The 13,356-nt window shown below is 73.3% G+C and carries 13 protein-coding genes; 5 read left to right on the top strand and 8 right to left on the bottom strand.

Annotated features, from left to right (window positions below; genetic code table 11):
- Positions 1–20 precede the first annotated feature (20 nt).
- The 3 genes from ACODT5_RS12005 to ACODT5_RS11995 all read right to left on the bottom strand — a co-directional run bounded on the left by ACODT5_RS12005 (position 21) and on the right by ACODT5_RS11995 (position 3,476).
- Positions 21–1,106, bottom strand: coding sequence for a TIGR04222 domain-containing membrane protein (locus ACODT5_RS12005; RefSeq protein WP_422519150.1), 1,086 nt, complete (start codon positions 1,104–1,106; stop codon positions 21–23).
- A complete protein-coding gene (locus ACODT5_RS12000; protein WP_422519149.1) occupies positions 1,103–2,557 on the bottom strand; it encodes an MbnB/TglH/ChrH family RiPP precursor modification enzyme in 1,455 nt (484 codons plus the stop codon). Before ACODT5_RS12000 ends, ACODT5_RS12005 begins: the two co-directional genes overlap by 4 nt.
- Before the next feature lie 169 nt (positions 2,558–2,726).
- On the bottom strand, positions 2,727–3,476 hold the full coding sequence (locus ACODT5_RS11995) for an aminoacyl-tRNA hydrolase (protein ID WP_422519148.1): 750 nt from the start codon (positions 3,474–3,476) through the stop codon (positions 2,727–2,729).
- A gap of 71 nt (positions 3,477–3,547) precedes the next feature.
- Between ACODT5_RS11995 and ACODT5_RS11990 the strand changes: the two genes are divergently transcribed.
- Together ACODT5_RS11990 and ACODT5_RS11985 are read left to right on the top strand one after the other, a co-directional pair.
- Positions 3,548–4,222 carry an AIM24 family protein gene (locus ACODT5_RS11990; RefSeq protein ID WP_422519147.1) on the top strand — a complete coding sequence of 225 codons (675 nt, stop codon included), beginning with the start codon at positions 3,548–3,550 and terminating at the stop codon, positions 4,220–4,222.
- A gap of 66 nt (positions 4,223–4,288) precedes the next feature.
- Positions 4,289–4,489: a hypothetical protein gene (locus ACODT5_RS11985; RefSeq protein ID WP_356515534.1), complete on the top strand. Its 201-nt coding sequence runs from the start codon at positions 4,289–4,291 to the stop codon at positions 4,487–4,489.
- 48 nt (positions 4,490–4,537) lie between these two features.
- Here ACODT5_RS11985 and ACODT5_RS11980 read toward each other — a convergent pair whose 3' ends face one another.
- From ACODT5_RS11980 to zapE, 5 genes are all read right to left on the bottom strand, one after another.
- On the bottom strand, positions 4,538–5,476 hold the full coding sequence (locus ACODT5_RS11980) for a polysaccharide deacetylase family protein (RefSeq protein ID WP_422519146.1): 939 nt from the start codon (positions 5,474–5,476) through the stop codon (positions 4,538–4,540).
- A gap of 17 nt (positions 5,477–5,493) precedes the next feature.
- Complete coding sequence (locus ACODT5_RS11975; protein ID WP_422519635.1) at positions 5,494–6,324, bottom strand: PPK2 family polyphosphate kinase; 831 nt, start codon at positions 6,322–6,324, stop codon at positions 5,494–5,496.
- Between the two features lie 629 nt (positions 6,325–6,953).
- Positions 6,954–8,345, bottom strand: a complete 1,392-nt coding sequence (locus ACODT5_RS11970) for an alkaline phosphatase PhoX (RefSeq protein ID WP_422519145.1) — start codon at positions 8,343–8,345, stop codon at positions 6,954–6,956.
- Between the two features lie 483 nt (positions 8,346–8,828).
- Positions 8,829–9,260 (bottom strand): OsmC family protein, encoded by a 432-nt coding sequence (locus ACODT5_RS11965; protein ID WP_422519144.1) that lies wholly within the window; start codon positions 9,258–9,260, stop codon positions 8,829–8,831.
- Positions 9,261–9,321: 61 nt separating this feature from the next.
- On the bottom strand, positions 9,322–10,425 hold the full coding sequence (zapE, locus tag ACODT5_RS11960) for a cell division protein ZapE (RefSeq protein WP_422519143.1): 1,104 nt from the start codon (positions 10,423–10,425) through the stop codon (positions 9,322–9,324).
- Positions 10,426–10,461: 36 nt separating this feature from the next.
- On the opposite strand from zapE, the gene ACODT5_RS11955 reads away from it, so the two are divergent.
- The 3 genes from ACODT5_RS11955 to murC all read left to right on the top strand — a co-directional run bounded on the left by ACODT5_RS11955 (position 10,462) and on the right by murC (position 13,333).
- A complete protein-coding gene (locus tag ACODT5_RS11955) occupies positions 10,462–11,235 on the top strand; it encodes a pyrimidine reductase family protein (protein ID WP_422519142.1) in 774 nt (257 codons plus the stop codon).
- Positions 11,236–11,382: 147 nt separating this feature from the next.
- The gene (locus ACODT5_RS11950; RefSeq protein WP_422519141.1) at positions 11,383–11,850 is read left to right on the top strand and encodes an indole-3-glycerol phosphate synthase; all 468 of its coding nucleotides are present in this window, start codon (positions 11,383–11,385) and stop codon (positions 11,848–11,850) included.
- 88 nt (positions 11,851–11,938) lie between these two features.
- Complete coding sequence (gene murC / locus ACODT5_RS11945; RefSeq protein ID WP_422519140.1) at positions 11,939–13,333, top strand: UDP-N-acetylmuramate--L-alanine ligase; 1,395 nt, start codon at positions 11,939–11,941, stop codon at positions 13,331–13,333.
- Positions 13,334–13,356: the final 23 nt, after the last annotated feature.

The following is a 13,356-nucleotide window of genomic DNA, read 5'->3' as shown; positions in this document are numbered from 1 at the left end:
GACGGGGCCGTGATGGACGGTCAGGAACTGCTGCCACAGCTCGAACTGGACGAACTGCTACAACTCGAACCGCTGGAGCCGCTGGAGCCGCTGGAGCAACTCGAGCCGCCGGAGCTGCCGGCACAGCTCGAACCGCTGGACCCGCCACCCCCGCAACCGCTCCCGGAGGACCCGCAGACCGACCCCGAGGATCCGCAGCCCGATCCACCGGACCCGCCGGACCCACCGGACCCGCCACCGTCGGAACCCGCGCACCAGACGATCGGGATCACCTCGGCCCCGGACGCCCAGGACGAATCGGAGCCGCCGGTACGCCCGCGGGACTGGGCCGCCGCCAGCCGGGTCCCGCGGGCCGCCGGCACCAACTGCTCGCGCAGGTACGGGTCCCGCAGGCCCCGCAGCCCGAACAGCGAGGTCTGGACGTACGGGTTCTGGTCGGCCCCGTAGTGCGCGCGGATGGCGCGCAGCGCCGCGGCCCCCGCCGGGGTGATCCGCTGCCGGGCCCGGGAGGCGCCGACGGTGCCCACGACGATTCCGCCCAGCAGGACGGGCAACACCTCGGCGATGAACGGCACGCGGACGGATCCGGCCCCCTCCTGGAGCACGAAGGCGACGAAGGACAGCGGAAGCGAGAGGAACAGTGCCACCCCGCACACCACGGCCTGGATCACCCCGTGGCGCAGCCAGCGGTGCCGGCCGCCGGGGGTGGCGATCAGGCCGCGGGCGGCCAGCGCGTCACCGGTCTCCTGCACGGCCGGATCCCGCATGGCGGCGTAGCGGATCTGGTACAGCCACCCGGACGGGGCGCCCTGACAGGCCTGGAGCACGGCCCGCTGCGCGGGGTCGCCGCCCCGCACCCCGGGCCGTACCTGGACGATGCCCGGCCCGCCGACCAGCATCCGGCCGTCGCAGAGCAGCGAGACGAGCGCGGCGTCCACCACCGCCCCCGGCCCGCCGGCCATGAAGGCGGCCTCGGACAGGTCGTGCAGGCGCGGGGCGGGGCCGAGGGTGGGCGGCCGCGACTGCCGCAGGCCGCGCACGAGGACGACGCCGGAGGCGATGACGCCGATCCAGACGGCCACGGCGAGGAAGTCGAAGAAGTTCATGCCGCCCTCCCCACCAGGGCACGGGCCCAGCGCGCGGCGCGGCCAGGTGGCCTGGCCCCGGCCCGGTCCCGCCACCAGAGCGTGAGCCGGCGCCGGGCGGCGGGGTCGGCGGGCAGGTCCCGGACCAGCAGGTGCTCGGCGAAGTCCAGCGCGTCGCGGCGGTATCCGGCGGTCATGGGCCGCTGCCGGGCATAGCCGAGGAAGGCCTCCCGGTACGCGTCCTCCCCGCCCAGGATCCCGGTCAGCTCGGGCGCGACCTTGGCCACGACCCCGGCCCGCTTGGCCGCGAGCGCCCGCGCCTGTACGCGGACCCGCTGCCGGTCGAACCCCTCGGGCACGGGCGTCCCGGCAACGAGCGCCGACAACAAGGCGGCCTGCCCGATCCCGACCCGCGTCCGCACGGAGTCCGGCACACCCCCGTCACCGGCTCCGCCGGCGTCCGTGGCGCGGTCCGGGCCCGAGCCCGTCCCCGCCCCGTCGGCGCCGGAGGCGAGGTCCGGGCCGGACCCCGATCCAGCCCCGCCGGCGTTTGAGGCGCGGGTCCGGGCAGCGCCCGGCTGGGGGTCCCCCCGGACGGAGTCTGGGGGATGGTGGAAGGGCGGGTAGGGGAACTCCGCCCCCGCAGGGCCGCCCAGCACCCCGCGGATCGCGGCCAGCTCACCCGCCAGCTCGGCGTCGGCCGGAAAGTCGTCGTCCCGCTCCAGCAGCACCCCGGGCGGGTCCACGCGGGCCCGGAGCTCGGCGAGAACCTCCAGCACCACCGCCGGCACGGGATGCGCATGCGTGTCGTGCCACACCCCACCCCGCTCCACGCCCCCGGCGACGTGCACGTACGCCAGCGCCTCCAGCGGGATCCCGTCCAGTACGGCGAGCGGGTCCTCCCCCCGGTTGACCCGGTTGGTGTGCAGGTTGGCCACGTCGATGAGCAGCCGCACCCCGGTCCGCTCCACGAGCTCCGTCAGGAACTGCCCCTCGGTGAGTTCCTCCCCGGGCCACGACACCAGCGCCGCGATGTTCTCCAGCGCGAGCGGCACCGGCAGCGCGTCCTGCGCGATCCGCACGTTCTCGCAGAGCACGTCCAGCGCGTCCCGGGTCCGCGCCACGGGCAGCAGGTGCCCGGCTTCGAGCACCGGTCCCGGCGCCACCGAGGAGGTCCGTACGAAGGCGATGTGCTCGGTGACCAGCGGAGCCCCCAGGGCCACCGCCCGCTCCCCGAGCGCGGCCAGCTTGGCCGGGTCCGGCCGGTCGGCGCCGCCGATGCCCAGCGAGACCCCGTGCGGCACCACGCGGACCCCGCGTGCGAGCAGCCGCTCCAGCGACTCGGGCAGGTGGCCGGGGCAGATGTTCTCCGCGACGACCTCGACCCAGTCCAGGCCCGGAAGCCCTTCCACCGCCCCCGCGATCTCCGGCCGCCAGCCGATGCCCACCCCCAGGTGTGCCATGGGCTTCATGTCCCCTCGCCCCCTCTCATCGGTCCGTGTGCCGATGTCATGACCCCGACGGAGCCGGGCCAACCCGCCCAGAGGGACGTTCAGAGCAACATTTGAGGTTCCCGGCCCGGACCACCTTCCGGACCACCGTCCGGACCGCTTTCCCGACCCCTCCCAGATGCCGGGACGGCTACAGCCGCGCCCGCAGCGCCGGATGGTCGGCGACCACCGTGCACGACCCGGGCGCGATCTCGGTGAACCCCGCGTCCCGCACCACCGGCAGCCCGCTCCCCGACAGCTCCGCCCACCGCTCGCGCGCGGCCGTCCGTACGGCCAGCCGGAAGCCCGACTCCCGCCACGCGGCCCGCTCCGGGCCGGTCAGCTCCCACCACGCGAGCTGCGCCGCGTGTCCGGCCTGGGCCATGGCCTTGCCCGCCGACATGTCCAGAGCGGGGTTGAGCCAGAGGACCGGCAGCCCGGCCTCCGCCGGAGCGACCGGCTCCGGGTCGTCCAGGTCGGTGCCCGACACCTGGAGCTTGGCCAGCTCCTTGGGCCAGCCGTCGAGCGGCACCGGCGGGAAGACCCGTACCTCCGAGTCCGCACCGTGCACCGTGAGGCCCGGCAGGCTCCCGGCCTTGCGCCACTCCGCCCCGCGCGCCCTGCGCACCACCTTGCGGATCCGCGCGTCCTGCCAGTCCCGGACCGCCGCCGCCCACTCGCCCTCGCCGGCCGACCGCTCGTCGGTGAGCAGGACGAGCACCGCGCGGGCGGCCGTCTCCAGGGCGTCGGTGCGGGCCGGCGGCTCGGCCTTCTCGATCCGCACGACCAGCGGGAGGACGTACTGCGGTGCGTCGTCGCGGGCGATCCGCTCCTGCCGGAAGGGGCTGTCGGACCCGACGGCGGGTACCCGGGTGTCGTGGCGCGTGTCCTCGGTGCTCATCCGGCCAAGGATGCCAGCGTCCGCCTCCAGGCTGATGCCCGAGGGGTCCGGGACGGGCGAGGATCGACGGCATGAAGAGTGACCTATTCGCGTCCGGGAACCTGGCCGAGGCGTCCGCCGTGCCCGGGATGACCCTGCAGAACGCCAAGTCCGTGAAGTACACCGTCGACGGTGAGATGTTCGCCCGGCAGGGCTCCATGGTCGCCTTCCGCGGGAACCTGCGGTTCGAACGGAAGGGGGAGGGCGTCGGCCGCCTGCTCAGGCGCGCCGTCACGGGTGAGGGGCTCCCGCTGATGTCCGTACGCGGGCAGGGCGAGGCCTGGTTCGCGCACCGGGCGGGCCACTGCTTCGTCATCGAGTTCGAGCCCGGTGACGCGCTCACCGTCAACGGCCGCAACGTCCTGTGCTTCGACCCCTCCCTCGGTTACGAGATCAAGATGCTGAAGGGCGCCGGCATGGTCGGCGGCGGCCTCTTCAACAGCCTCTTCACCGGCACCGGAAAGCTCGCCGTCGTCTGTGACGGGAACCCGATCGTCATCCCGGTCACCCCGCAGGCCCCGGTCTACGTGGACACCGACGCGGTGGTCGGCTGGAGCGCCCGCCTGGAGGCGGCGCTGCACCGTTCCCAGTCCTTCGGCTCGATGATCCGGGGTGGCTCCGGGGAGGCGGTCCAGCTGGGGCTCAGCGGCGAGGGCTTCGTCATCGTCCGCCCGAGCGAGGCCGTCGAGTCGGCCGCTGCCCACTGACCGCGCACCGACCACCTGCTGACCGCCCACGCCGCGGGCGCGGCGCGGGTGAGTAGGCTCGTACGCATGGACCAGACGGAGCAGCACGCCACCGACTCCTCGTACTGCCCCGCCCCCGCGGCCCCCGCCGGGCGGGTGGCCGGGCCGCCCTATGCCGACTGCGTGGAGTGCGGGAAGCCCACCGAGTACGGGGTCGCGACACCGGGCGTGGTGCTGTGTCCGGTGTGCGAGTGGCAGGACGCGCAGCGCACGGCCTGCTCCGGCTGAGGCCGGAGCGGGGGCAGTAGCCGGGGCAGGGGGGCCGCGGGCCGCGGGCTACTTTCCGATCAGGTCGGAGACCTTGACGAAGCGGTAGCCGCGCTTGCGCAGCTCCGGGACGATCTTCCGGATGGCCTGCTCGGTGACCGGGGCGGCGCTGCGCGTGCAGTGCATGACCACGACCGAGCCGGGCTTCACCCCGGCCAGCACCTGCTCGGCCACGGCGTCGGGATCCGTCGCGAACGCGTCCCCGCTGACCACGTCCCACTGGACGGCCGTGACCTTGGCCGTGGAGATGGCCCGCAGCGCCTGGTCGTCGTAGCAGCCGCCGGGGAAGCGGAAGTACGGGACGGTGTTGACCGCGCCCGCCTTGCGGAAGGCCTCGAAGGCCCGGTCCACGTCGGCGCGGGCGGCGGCCCCGTCGAGGGTGGGGAGTCCGTAGCAGGGGGACTTGAAGGCGTGGTGGCTGTAGGAGTGGTTCGCGATCTCGAAGTTCGGGTCGGTGCCGATGGACTTCGCCTGGTCCGGGTATTCCTCGGCCCAGCGGCCCGTCATGAACACCGTCGAGGGCACCTTGAGGGTGCGCAGCGCGGAGATCAGCTGCGGGTTGTCGAAGCGCTCGCCGCCCGCCGCGCGCGGCCCCTGATCGGAGGTCATGTCGGCGTCGAAGGTCAGTGCCACCGTCTTGTCGGTCGCCTGCTTCGCGCGGTCGAAGACGGGGGTCAGACCGCCCGGACCAGGTGCCATGGTCGGTGCCTTGCCCGGGGCGCCGGGCTGCGGGGTCACCGGCGGACTGCTCCGGGGGCTCGCCGGCGGGGCGGCGGACCCCGCGGTGGAGGGGGAGGCCGAGGCCGGAGCGGAGGGGGCCGCGGAGGCTCCCATCCGGGCCCGGCCGCCGGCGTCCGGCGTACTGGTGCCGCCCCCGCACGCGGCGAGGGCGGCACTGAGAGCTGCTACGGCCGCGACGGCAGCCGTCCTGCGCACTGAGATGGTCACATACGCAAAATATATGACTATGTGGCAAGCAAGCGGGTGCGGCACTCCTCCACGTCGAAGTCACCCTTCGGGTACTGCGGCGCGATGCCCTCCAGGTGCTCCAGCAGCAGTTTGCTGATCGCCCAGTTGCGGTACCACTTGCGGTCCGAGGGGACCACGTACCAGGGCGCGGCGTCCGTGGAGCAGCGCTCCAGGGCCAGCTCGTACGCCTGCTGGTACGCGGGCCACATGGAGCGCTCCTCGATGTCGCCCGCGTTGAACTTCCAGTGCTTGTCCGGGTTGTCGAGCCGCTCCAGGAGCCGCTTGCGCTGCTCCTCGTAGCCGATGTGGAGGAAGACCTTCACCACGGTGACGCCGTCGTCGGCGAGGGACTTCTCGAACCGGTTGATCTGCGCGTAGCGGCGGCCCAGCTGACTGCGCGGCACCAGGTCGCGGACGCGGGCGATGAGGACGTCCTCGTAGTGCGAACGGTCGAAGATGCCGATCTCGCCGGGCTGGGGGAGCGCCTTCATGATGCGCCAGAGGAAGGGGTGGTTCTGCTCCTCGGACGTGGGCGCCTTGAAGGCCTTGATCCGGCAGCCGGAGGGGTTGAACAGGCCGATCACGTGCTTGACGGTGCCGCCCTTGCCGCTGGTGTCCATGCCCTGGAGCACGAGCAGGACGCGGCGGCGGTCGCCCGCGGTGCTGGCGGCGTAGAGCCGTTCCTGGAGGGAGGCGAGCCGTTCACCCATCTGGGCGGTGGCCGCCACGCCGGCCGTCTTGTCGGTGGGACCGGCCGGGGTCGCTCCGGTGTGGAAGGCTCCGAGGTCGACGCGCTCGCCGGAGGGGACGCGGAGCAGGGGGCTCAGGGGGGTGTCGTAGCCGTACTCGAAGCCGAGTCCGTGACCGTGTCCGTGGCCTCCGGCCTTGCGGGTGCCGCCCTTGGAGCCCTTGGAGTTCTCGGCGGAGATGCGGAGCAGCTCGCGGAGGGAGAGGGGCTTGGACTTCGGCTTCCCGCCGGTGGAGGCAGAGGCGGAGGCGCCGGCATCGGGCTCGGCCTTCTTCTCGCCCTTGGCGGGCGCGGCCGGCTCCGCGGGCTTCTCGGGGGCGGACTTGGTGGCCTTGGCCGCCTTGGCCGCCTTGGTGTCCTTGGGGGCCTTGCGTGCCTTCGGTACCTTGGCGGGCTTCTCGGAGTCGGCGGCCTTGGCCCTTGCCTTGGCCTCGGCCTTCTCCGCCTTCTCCGTCTTCTCCGCCTTGGCCGACACGCCGGCCTTCGCCTTCTCGCCCTTGCCGGGCTCGGTGCCCTTCCCGGACTTCGCCGTCTCCGTCGGCTCGGCCGACCCCTTCGGCTTCCCGCTGTCCTTCTTGGCCACCGCTACCTACCTCGATCCGTCGACTCCATACGATCCTCCACCACAACGCAGTGGACCGCGACGTGGCGAAAGACCGGGCCGGGCGGGCCGGAAGGCGGTACGGACGGGCCGTAAGGCAGTACGGATCAGTGCCATGGACCCGTCACCGCGAAGGTGGTCCCGGGCATGTACGCGTTCACGTACATGGTCCGGGCGTCCGGGGAGAAGGTGACTCCGGCGAACTCGCCCCACTCCGGCGCCCCCGGTTTCCCGATGTCGGCCGCGTTGCGGGCCACCGGGTAGACCTCGCCGCCGGGGGTCACGCCGAAGACGTACTGCGCGCCGCCGCCGTCCTCGCACACCATCAGGCCGCCGTCGGGGGCCAGGCAGATGTTGTCGGGGGAGTCGCCGGGCAGCTGGATGTCGGCGGCCGGGCCGAAGACCACGTCCAGCCGGAGCCGCGCGCGCAGCGGGTCGTAGAACCACACCTGGCCGTGGTGGTCGGCGGGGGAGCCCTCGCGGGTGCGGGAGTAGCTGGAGACGAAGTGGACGCCGCCGTCGCCCCAGTAGCAGCCCTCCAGCTTCTGGGCGTGGGTGATCCCGCCGGGGCCGAAGTCCTGGAGCCGGATCGGGGTCCCGGACGCGGACGGGTCCGGCACGGGCACCCACTCCACCGGGAACTCGGACCCGGGCTCGTCCACCACCGCCAGGTTCGCCAGCCCCGGGACGCGCAGGGCCTCCAGCTCGCCGCCGGCGCGCAGGGAGCCGGGGCCGCCGAGGGGGCGGGCGGGCAGGAACCGGTAGAAGAGCCCGAAGGGTTCGGTGAAGGCGTCCTCGGTCTCGTAGACCACACCGAGGTACGGGTCCACGGCGACGGCCTCGTGTGCGAAGCGGCCCATCGCGGTGAGCGGGACGGCGCCGGAGCGGTGGGGGTCGGCGGGGTCGACCTCGAAGACGTAGCCGTGGTCGCGGGTGTAACCGGCGGTGCCCGCGCGGTCCTCGGTCTCCTCGCAGGACAGCCAGGTGTTCCAGGGGGTACGGCCGCCCGCGCAGTTGACGGCGGTGCCGGCGAGGGCGACGCGCTCGGCGGTGACCCGGCCGGCCGGGTCGAGGCCGAGGAGGGTGCAGCCGCCGAGGGCGTACGGGTCGTAGGTGAGCCCCTCGACGGGAGGGACCCGCAGGGCGGCGGTGGTGCGGTTCTCGTGGTTGCGCACCAGCCGGACGCGGCCCTGCCCGGCGTCGAAGGCGGCCATGCCGTCGAAGTTGCCCGGGATGCTGCCCTCGCCCGAACGCAGGGGGGCGCCGGCGCGGGAGAGGACGCGGTACGTGAACCCGGCGGGCAGATCGAGCAGTCCGGCGGGGTCGGGCACGAGCGGGCCGTAGCTGCGGGTGGAGGCGGCCGCCGTACCCCCTGTGCTGTTGCTGCGCGCGGTCGGGCCCGCGCCCGCTCCCGGTGCGGCTCCGGCGAAGAGGGCGCCGAGCGATCCGGCGAAGGAGATGGTGGCGGCCGCCATCAGACTGCGTCGGCTGAGGTTCATCGGCAACTCCGGGTGCGGGGCGGTCTTCGACGGGCCCGTGGTACCACGCCGGCCTGCCGTCCTCGCCGCGCCGCGCGGGCACCGGTCCCGGCCGGGGTGCGGGGCCCGCTGCGCGGGGCGAAGTCCCCGCGGCGACCGTTGCCGCTGCGCGGGGCGAAGTCCCCTACCCGCCCTTCGCCCGTTCCCCGGGGCTGCGCCCGGACCCCCTGGGGCTCCGCCCCGGACCCCGCGCCTCAAACGCCGGCGGGGCTGGATTTGCCCGCGGGGCTCGATGTGGCCGCGCGGAGCTGCTGGGGCTTCGCCCCGGACCCCGCGCCTCAAACGCCGGCGGGGCTGGATTTGCCCGCGGGGCTCGATGTGGCCGCGCGGAGCTGCTGGGGCTCCGCCCCGGACCCCGCGCCTCAAACGCCGGCGGGGCTGGATATGGCCGGGCGAGGCTGGAAGGGGCCGGGCGGGCCTGGTTCGCCCGCCCGGCGGCAGCAGCTAGGCCAGCTTCGCGCTGAGGGTGATGGTCGTGCCCGTCAGGGCCTGGCTGACCGGGCAGTTCTTCTTGGCGTCCTCGGCCGCGGCGACGAACGCGTCGTTGTCCAGGCCCGGCACCTCGCCCTCGACGGTGAGGTGGATCCCGGTGATGCCCTTGCCCGGCACGAAGGTGACGGCGGCCGAGGTGGTCAGCTTGGCCGGCGGGTTGCCCGCCTTCGCGAGACCGTTCGAGAAGGCCATGTTGAAGCAGCTCGAGTGCGCGGCGGCGATGAGCTCCTCCGGGCTGGTCCGCCCGTTCGCCGCCTCGTCGGTGCGCGCGGGCCAGGAGACGGGGTAGCTGCCGAGGCCGGAGGAGTCGAGGGTGACCTCGCCCTTGCCCTCGAACAGGTCGCCTTCCCAGACGGCGTGTGCATTGCGGGTGGCGCCAGCCATGGTGGATCCCTTCGCAGAAGTGGAAACGGCCGGCCCGCGGAACGGGCCGGCGTCTCCAAACCTACTGGGACACCAGGGGCTTCGCGTCGCGTGCCAGCGCGGTGAGCCGCGAGATGGCCCGGAAGTACTTCTTGCGGTAGCCGCCGTTCAGCATCTCGTCACTGAACAGCTTGTCGAAGGGGACGCCCGCCGCCAGGACCGGGACCTCGCGGTCGTACAGCCGGTCGGCGAGGACCACGAGGCGCAGCGCCGTCGACTGGTCCGGGACCGGGCCGACGTCGGTGAGGCAGACGGCCGTTATGCCGTCGGTCAGGGCCCCGTACCGGCTGGGGTGGACCTTGGCCAGGTGCTCCAGCAGCCCCGGGAAATCGTCGAGGCTCGCGGCCTCGGTGGCGTACGCGGCCTTCGCCACCTGCTCGTCGGAGAACGGCGCGGGGGCCTCGGGCAGGCCGCGGTGGCGGTAGTCCTGGCCGTCGATGCGCAGCGGACGGAAGTGCGCGGAGAGCCCCTGGATCTCCCGCAGGAAGTCGGCGGCGGCGAAGCGGCCCTCGCCGAGCTTGCCGGGCAGGGTGTTGGAGCTGGCGGCCAGCGCCACGCCCTGCTCGACCAGGCGGCTGAGCAGGGAGGAGACGAGGACGGTGTCGCCCGGGTCGTCGAGCTCGAACTCGTCGATGCAGAGCAGGCGGTGCCCGCCGAGGGTCTGCACGGTCTGCTGGAAGCCGAGCGCGCCGACGAGGTTGGTCAGCTCCACGAAGGTGCCGAAGGCCTTGAGGGCCGGCTCGGCCGGGGTGGCGTGCCAGAGGGAGGCGAGCAGGTGGGTTTTGCCCACGCCGTAGCCGCCGTCGAGGTAGACACCGCGCGGGCCGGTGGGGGCGACAGGCTTCTTCGAGAACCAGCGCTTCTTGCCCGAGCCGCTCGCGTGCGCCCCGCCGAGGCCCGCGGCGAAGTCCGCGAGGACGGTGACGGCCTCGGACTGGCTGGGCTGGGCCGGGTCGGGGTCGTAGGTGTCGAAGCGCACCGAGTCGAAGCGCGGCGGCGGCACCATCTCGGCCACGAGCCGCTCTGCGGGCACCCGCGGCTCGCGGGCACACAGGGACTGCGGTCCCGCGTCGGCTATCGGGGGCCGCCCGGAGGCTGACGCTGAGGGCGAGAGTGATGTTGACACAGCTCTTAACTCTACGGGGCGTGGCACACTGCACCGATGCGACGCCTGTTCCCTGTGACCGATCAGACATCAGCGGACCAGAACGACCGTGAGTGGTCGCTGGACGAACTCGCCGAGGCGTACGAGTACCCGGAACTCGGCCCGGACGGCCACTGGCTGCGGGCCAACATGGTCTCCACCCTGGACGGCGCGGCCCAGCACGACGGGCGCTCCCAGCCCATCTCCAACGAGACCGACATGCGGATCTTCGGCACCCTGCGGGCCCTGGCCGATGTGGTGGTCGTCGGTGCGGAAACGGTTCGCCAGGAGGGCTACCGCCCGGCGCGGGCCCGGGAGGCCTTCGCCGCCCGCCGCGCGGCGGCGGGGCAGGGGCCCGCCGCCGTCATCGCGGTGGTCTCTGCCAGCCTTGACCTGGACTTCTCGCTGCCGCTGTTCACCTCCCCGCTGGAGCCCACGCTGGTGCTCACGGGGGCCGCCGCCCCCGCCGACCGGGTCGCCGAGGCAGCCAAGGCCGGGGCGCAGGTGGTGGTGGCCGGCGACGGGGCGGGCGTGGATCCGGCCCGGGCCGTACGGGAACTCGCGGACCGGGGGCTGCGCCGCCAGCTCACCGAGGGCGGGCCCCGGCTGCTGGGCCAGTTCGTGGCCGCGGACGCGCTGGACGAGCTGTGCCTGACGATCTCGCCGATGCTCACGGCGGGTGACGCCCAGCGGATCTCCGGGGGGCCGTCCGTCACGGTTCCGCACCGGCTCGCAGCGGCCTGCCTGCTGGAAGAGGCCGGGTTTCTCTTCACGCGTTACCGTCGGATCTGAAGAGAGGCGGAATTAGTCGTTCCGCTTAGCTTCCGCTGGGCACATTAGTGGGCAGGTATAACCGCACAGGCCCCGTGCCACAGCGGGGCAGGATGGTTTCCGCAGGGGCCGGCCGGCCGGTCTCGGCCCACGAAGGAGAGGGCGTCCGTGTTCACGAGCGTATTGATGATCGAGCAGCCGCTGACCCCCGTCGACGTGGACTTCGTCACGACCCTCCACGGAGACGAGCAGGTCTCCTTCATCGTCCTCATGCAGCCCCGCGGCGACCGGGACCGGCTGCTGCGCGCCATCGACGACGTAGCGCTGGGTGAGCTTCCCGAGGCCATTCACGAGGGCGACGAACCGGAGGGCGAGGCCGCCCGCGGCCCGGCCGAACTGGCGATCGAGCACTCCCTCGCGTCGCTGCGGGCCAAGGGGGCCAAGGCCGTCGGGCAGATCGTCGAAGACCATCCGCTCGACAAGCTGAAGGCGGTGGTGGCCGAGACCAACGCCGACGAGGTGATCGTGCTGACCGCCCCGCACTACGTCGAGGAGTTCTTCCACCGGGACTGGGCCTCACGGGCGCGCCACAAGGTGGGCGTTCCGGTGCTCAAGCTCTTCGCCCACAAGGAATAGGGTGGAGGCGGCCGGACCGCGCATCCGTGCAACCCGCATCCGCGCATCCGGCTGCCGTACGTACGCACTCGATCCTGGAGCTACCTGAATGAAGCCCGGCCTGCCGACCGCCATGGAACGGCCCCACTTCATCGGCATCGGCGGCGCCGGCATGTCCGGCATCGCGAAGATCCTGGCCCAGCGCGGCGCCCAGGTGGCCGGCAGCGACGCCCGTGACTCCGAGACCGCCCAGGCGCTGCGCGCCCACGGCGCCACGGTCCACATCGGGCACGCCGCCGGTCACCTCGCCGACGACGCCACCTGCGTGGTCGTCTCCAGCGCCATCCGCGCCGACAACCCGGAGCTGGCCCGCGCCGCCGAGCTCGGCATCCCCGTGGTGCACCGCTCCGACGCCCTGGCCGGGCTGATGGACGGCCTGCGGCCGATCGCCGTCGCCGGCACCCACGGCAAGACCACCACCACCTCGATGCTGGCCGTCTCCCTCTCGGCGCTGGGCCTGGACCCCTCGTACGCCATCGGCGGCGACCTGGACGCCCCCGGCTCCAACGCTCACCACGGCGAGGGCGACATCTTCGTGGCCGAGGCCGACGAGAGCGACCGCAGCTTCCACAAGTACACCCCGCAGGTCGCGATCATCCTCAACGCCGAGCTCGACCACCACGCGAACTACGCGTCGATGGACGAGATCTACGAGTCCTTCGAGACCTTCGTCGGCAAGATCCCGGCCGGCGGCACCCTGGTCATCGCCAACGGCCAGGCCGGCGCGGTCGAGATCGCCGGGCGGGTCAGCGGCAACCCCGACCTGGAGATCGTCACGTACGGCGAGGAGGACTCCGCCGACGTCCAGATCACCAAGATCACCCCGCGTGGCCTGACCAGCGAGGTCACCGTCGTCATCTGCGGCCGGATGCTCACCTTCACCGTGTCGGTGCCCGGCCGCCACTACGCGCACAACGCCGTCGCGGCCCTCGCCGCGGGCGTCGCGCTCGGCATCCCGGCGCACAACCTGGCCTCTGCCCTCGGCAAGTACACCGGGGTCAAGCGCCGCCTCCAGCTCAAGGGCGAGGCTGCCGGAGTGCAGGTCATCGACTCCTACGCGCACCACCCCACCGAGATGACCGCCGACCTGGAGGCCATCCGCGGCGCCGCCGGGGACTCCCGCATCCTGGTCGTCTTCCAGCCGCACCTCTTCTCGCGCACCCAGGAGCTCGGCAAGGAGATGGGCCAGGCCCTCGCCCTCGCCGACGCCTCGGTCGTCCTCGACATCTACCCGGCCCGCGAGGACCCGATCCCGGGGATCACCAGCGAGATCATCGTGGCCGCCGCCCGCGCCGCCGGGGCCGACGTCACCCCCGAGCACTCCAAGGAAGCCGTCGCGGACGTCATCGCGGGAATGGCCAAGCCCGGCGATCTCGTTCTCACCATGGGTGCGGGCGACGTCACGGACCTGGGGCCGGCCATCCTGGCCCGTCTGTCGAACTGACGGCTCTGGGAAGAGCGGGAAAA

The sequence above is a fragment of the Streptomyces tatrensis genome, assembly GCF_049310065.1.
Lineage (GTDB): Bacteria > Actinomycetota > Actinomycetes > Streptomycetales > Streptomycetaceae > Streptomyces.
The sequence above is the reverse complement of the archived record's forward strand: the minus strand, read 5'-3'. Positions and strand labels throughout refer to the sequence as shown.

Coding starts and splice junctions, on each gene's coding strand:
- ACODT5_RS11955 (WP_422519142.1), top strand. CDS start 10,462: ATGCGACGCCTGTTCCCTGTGACCGATCAGACATCAGCGGACCAGAAC.
- ACODT5_RS12005 (WP_422519150.1), bottom strand. CDS start 1,106: ATGAACTTCTTCGACTTCCTCGCCGTGGCCGTCTGGATCGGCGTCATC.
- ACODT5_RS11965 (WP_422519144.1), bottom strand. CDS start 9,260: ATGGCTGGCGCCACCCGCAATGCACACGCCGTCTGGGAAGGCGACCTG.
- ACODT5_RS11990 (WP_422519147.1), top strand. CDS start 3,548: ATGAAGAGTGACCTATTCGCGTCCGGGAACCTGGCCGAGGCGTCCGCC.
- ACODT5_RS12000 (WP_422519149.1), bottom strand. CDS start 2,557: ATGAAGCCCATGGCACACCTGGGGGTGGGCATCGGCTGGCGGCCGGAG.
- ACODT5_RS11970 (WP_422519145.1), bottom strand. CDS start 8,345: ATGAACCTCAGCCGACGCAGTCTGATGGCGGCCGCCACCATCTCCTTC.
- ACODT5_RS11985 (WP_356515534.1), top strand. CDS start 4,289: ATGGACCAGACGGAGCAGCACGCCACCGACTCCTCGTACTGCCCCGCC.
- ACODT5_RS11995 (WP_422519148.1), bottom strand. CDS start 3,476: ATGAGCACCGAGGACACGCGCCACGACACCCGGGTACCCGCCGTCGGG.
- murC (WP_422519140.1), top strand. CDS start 11,939: ATGAAGCCCGGCCTGCCGACCGCCATGGAACGGCCCCACTTCATCGGC.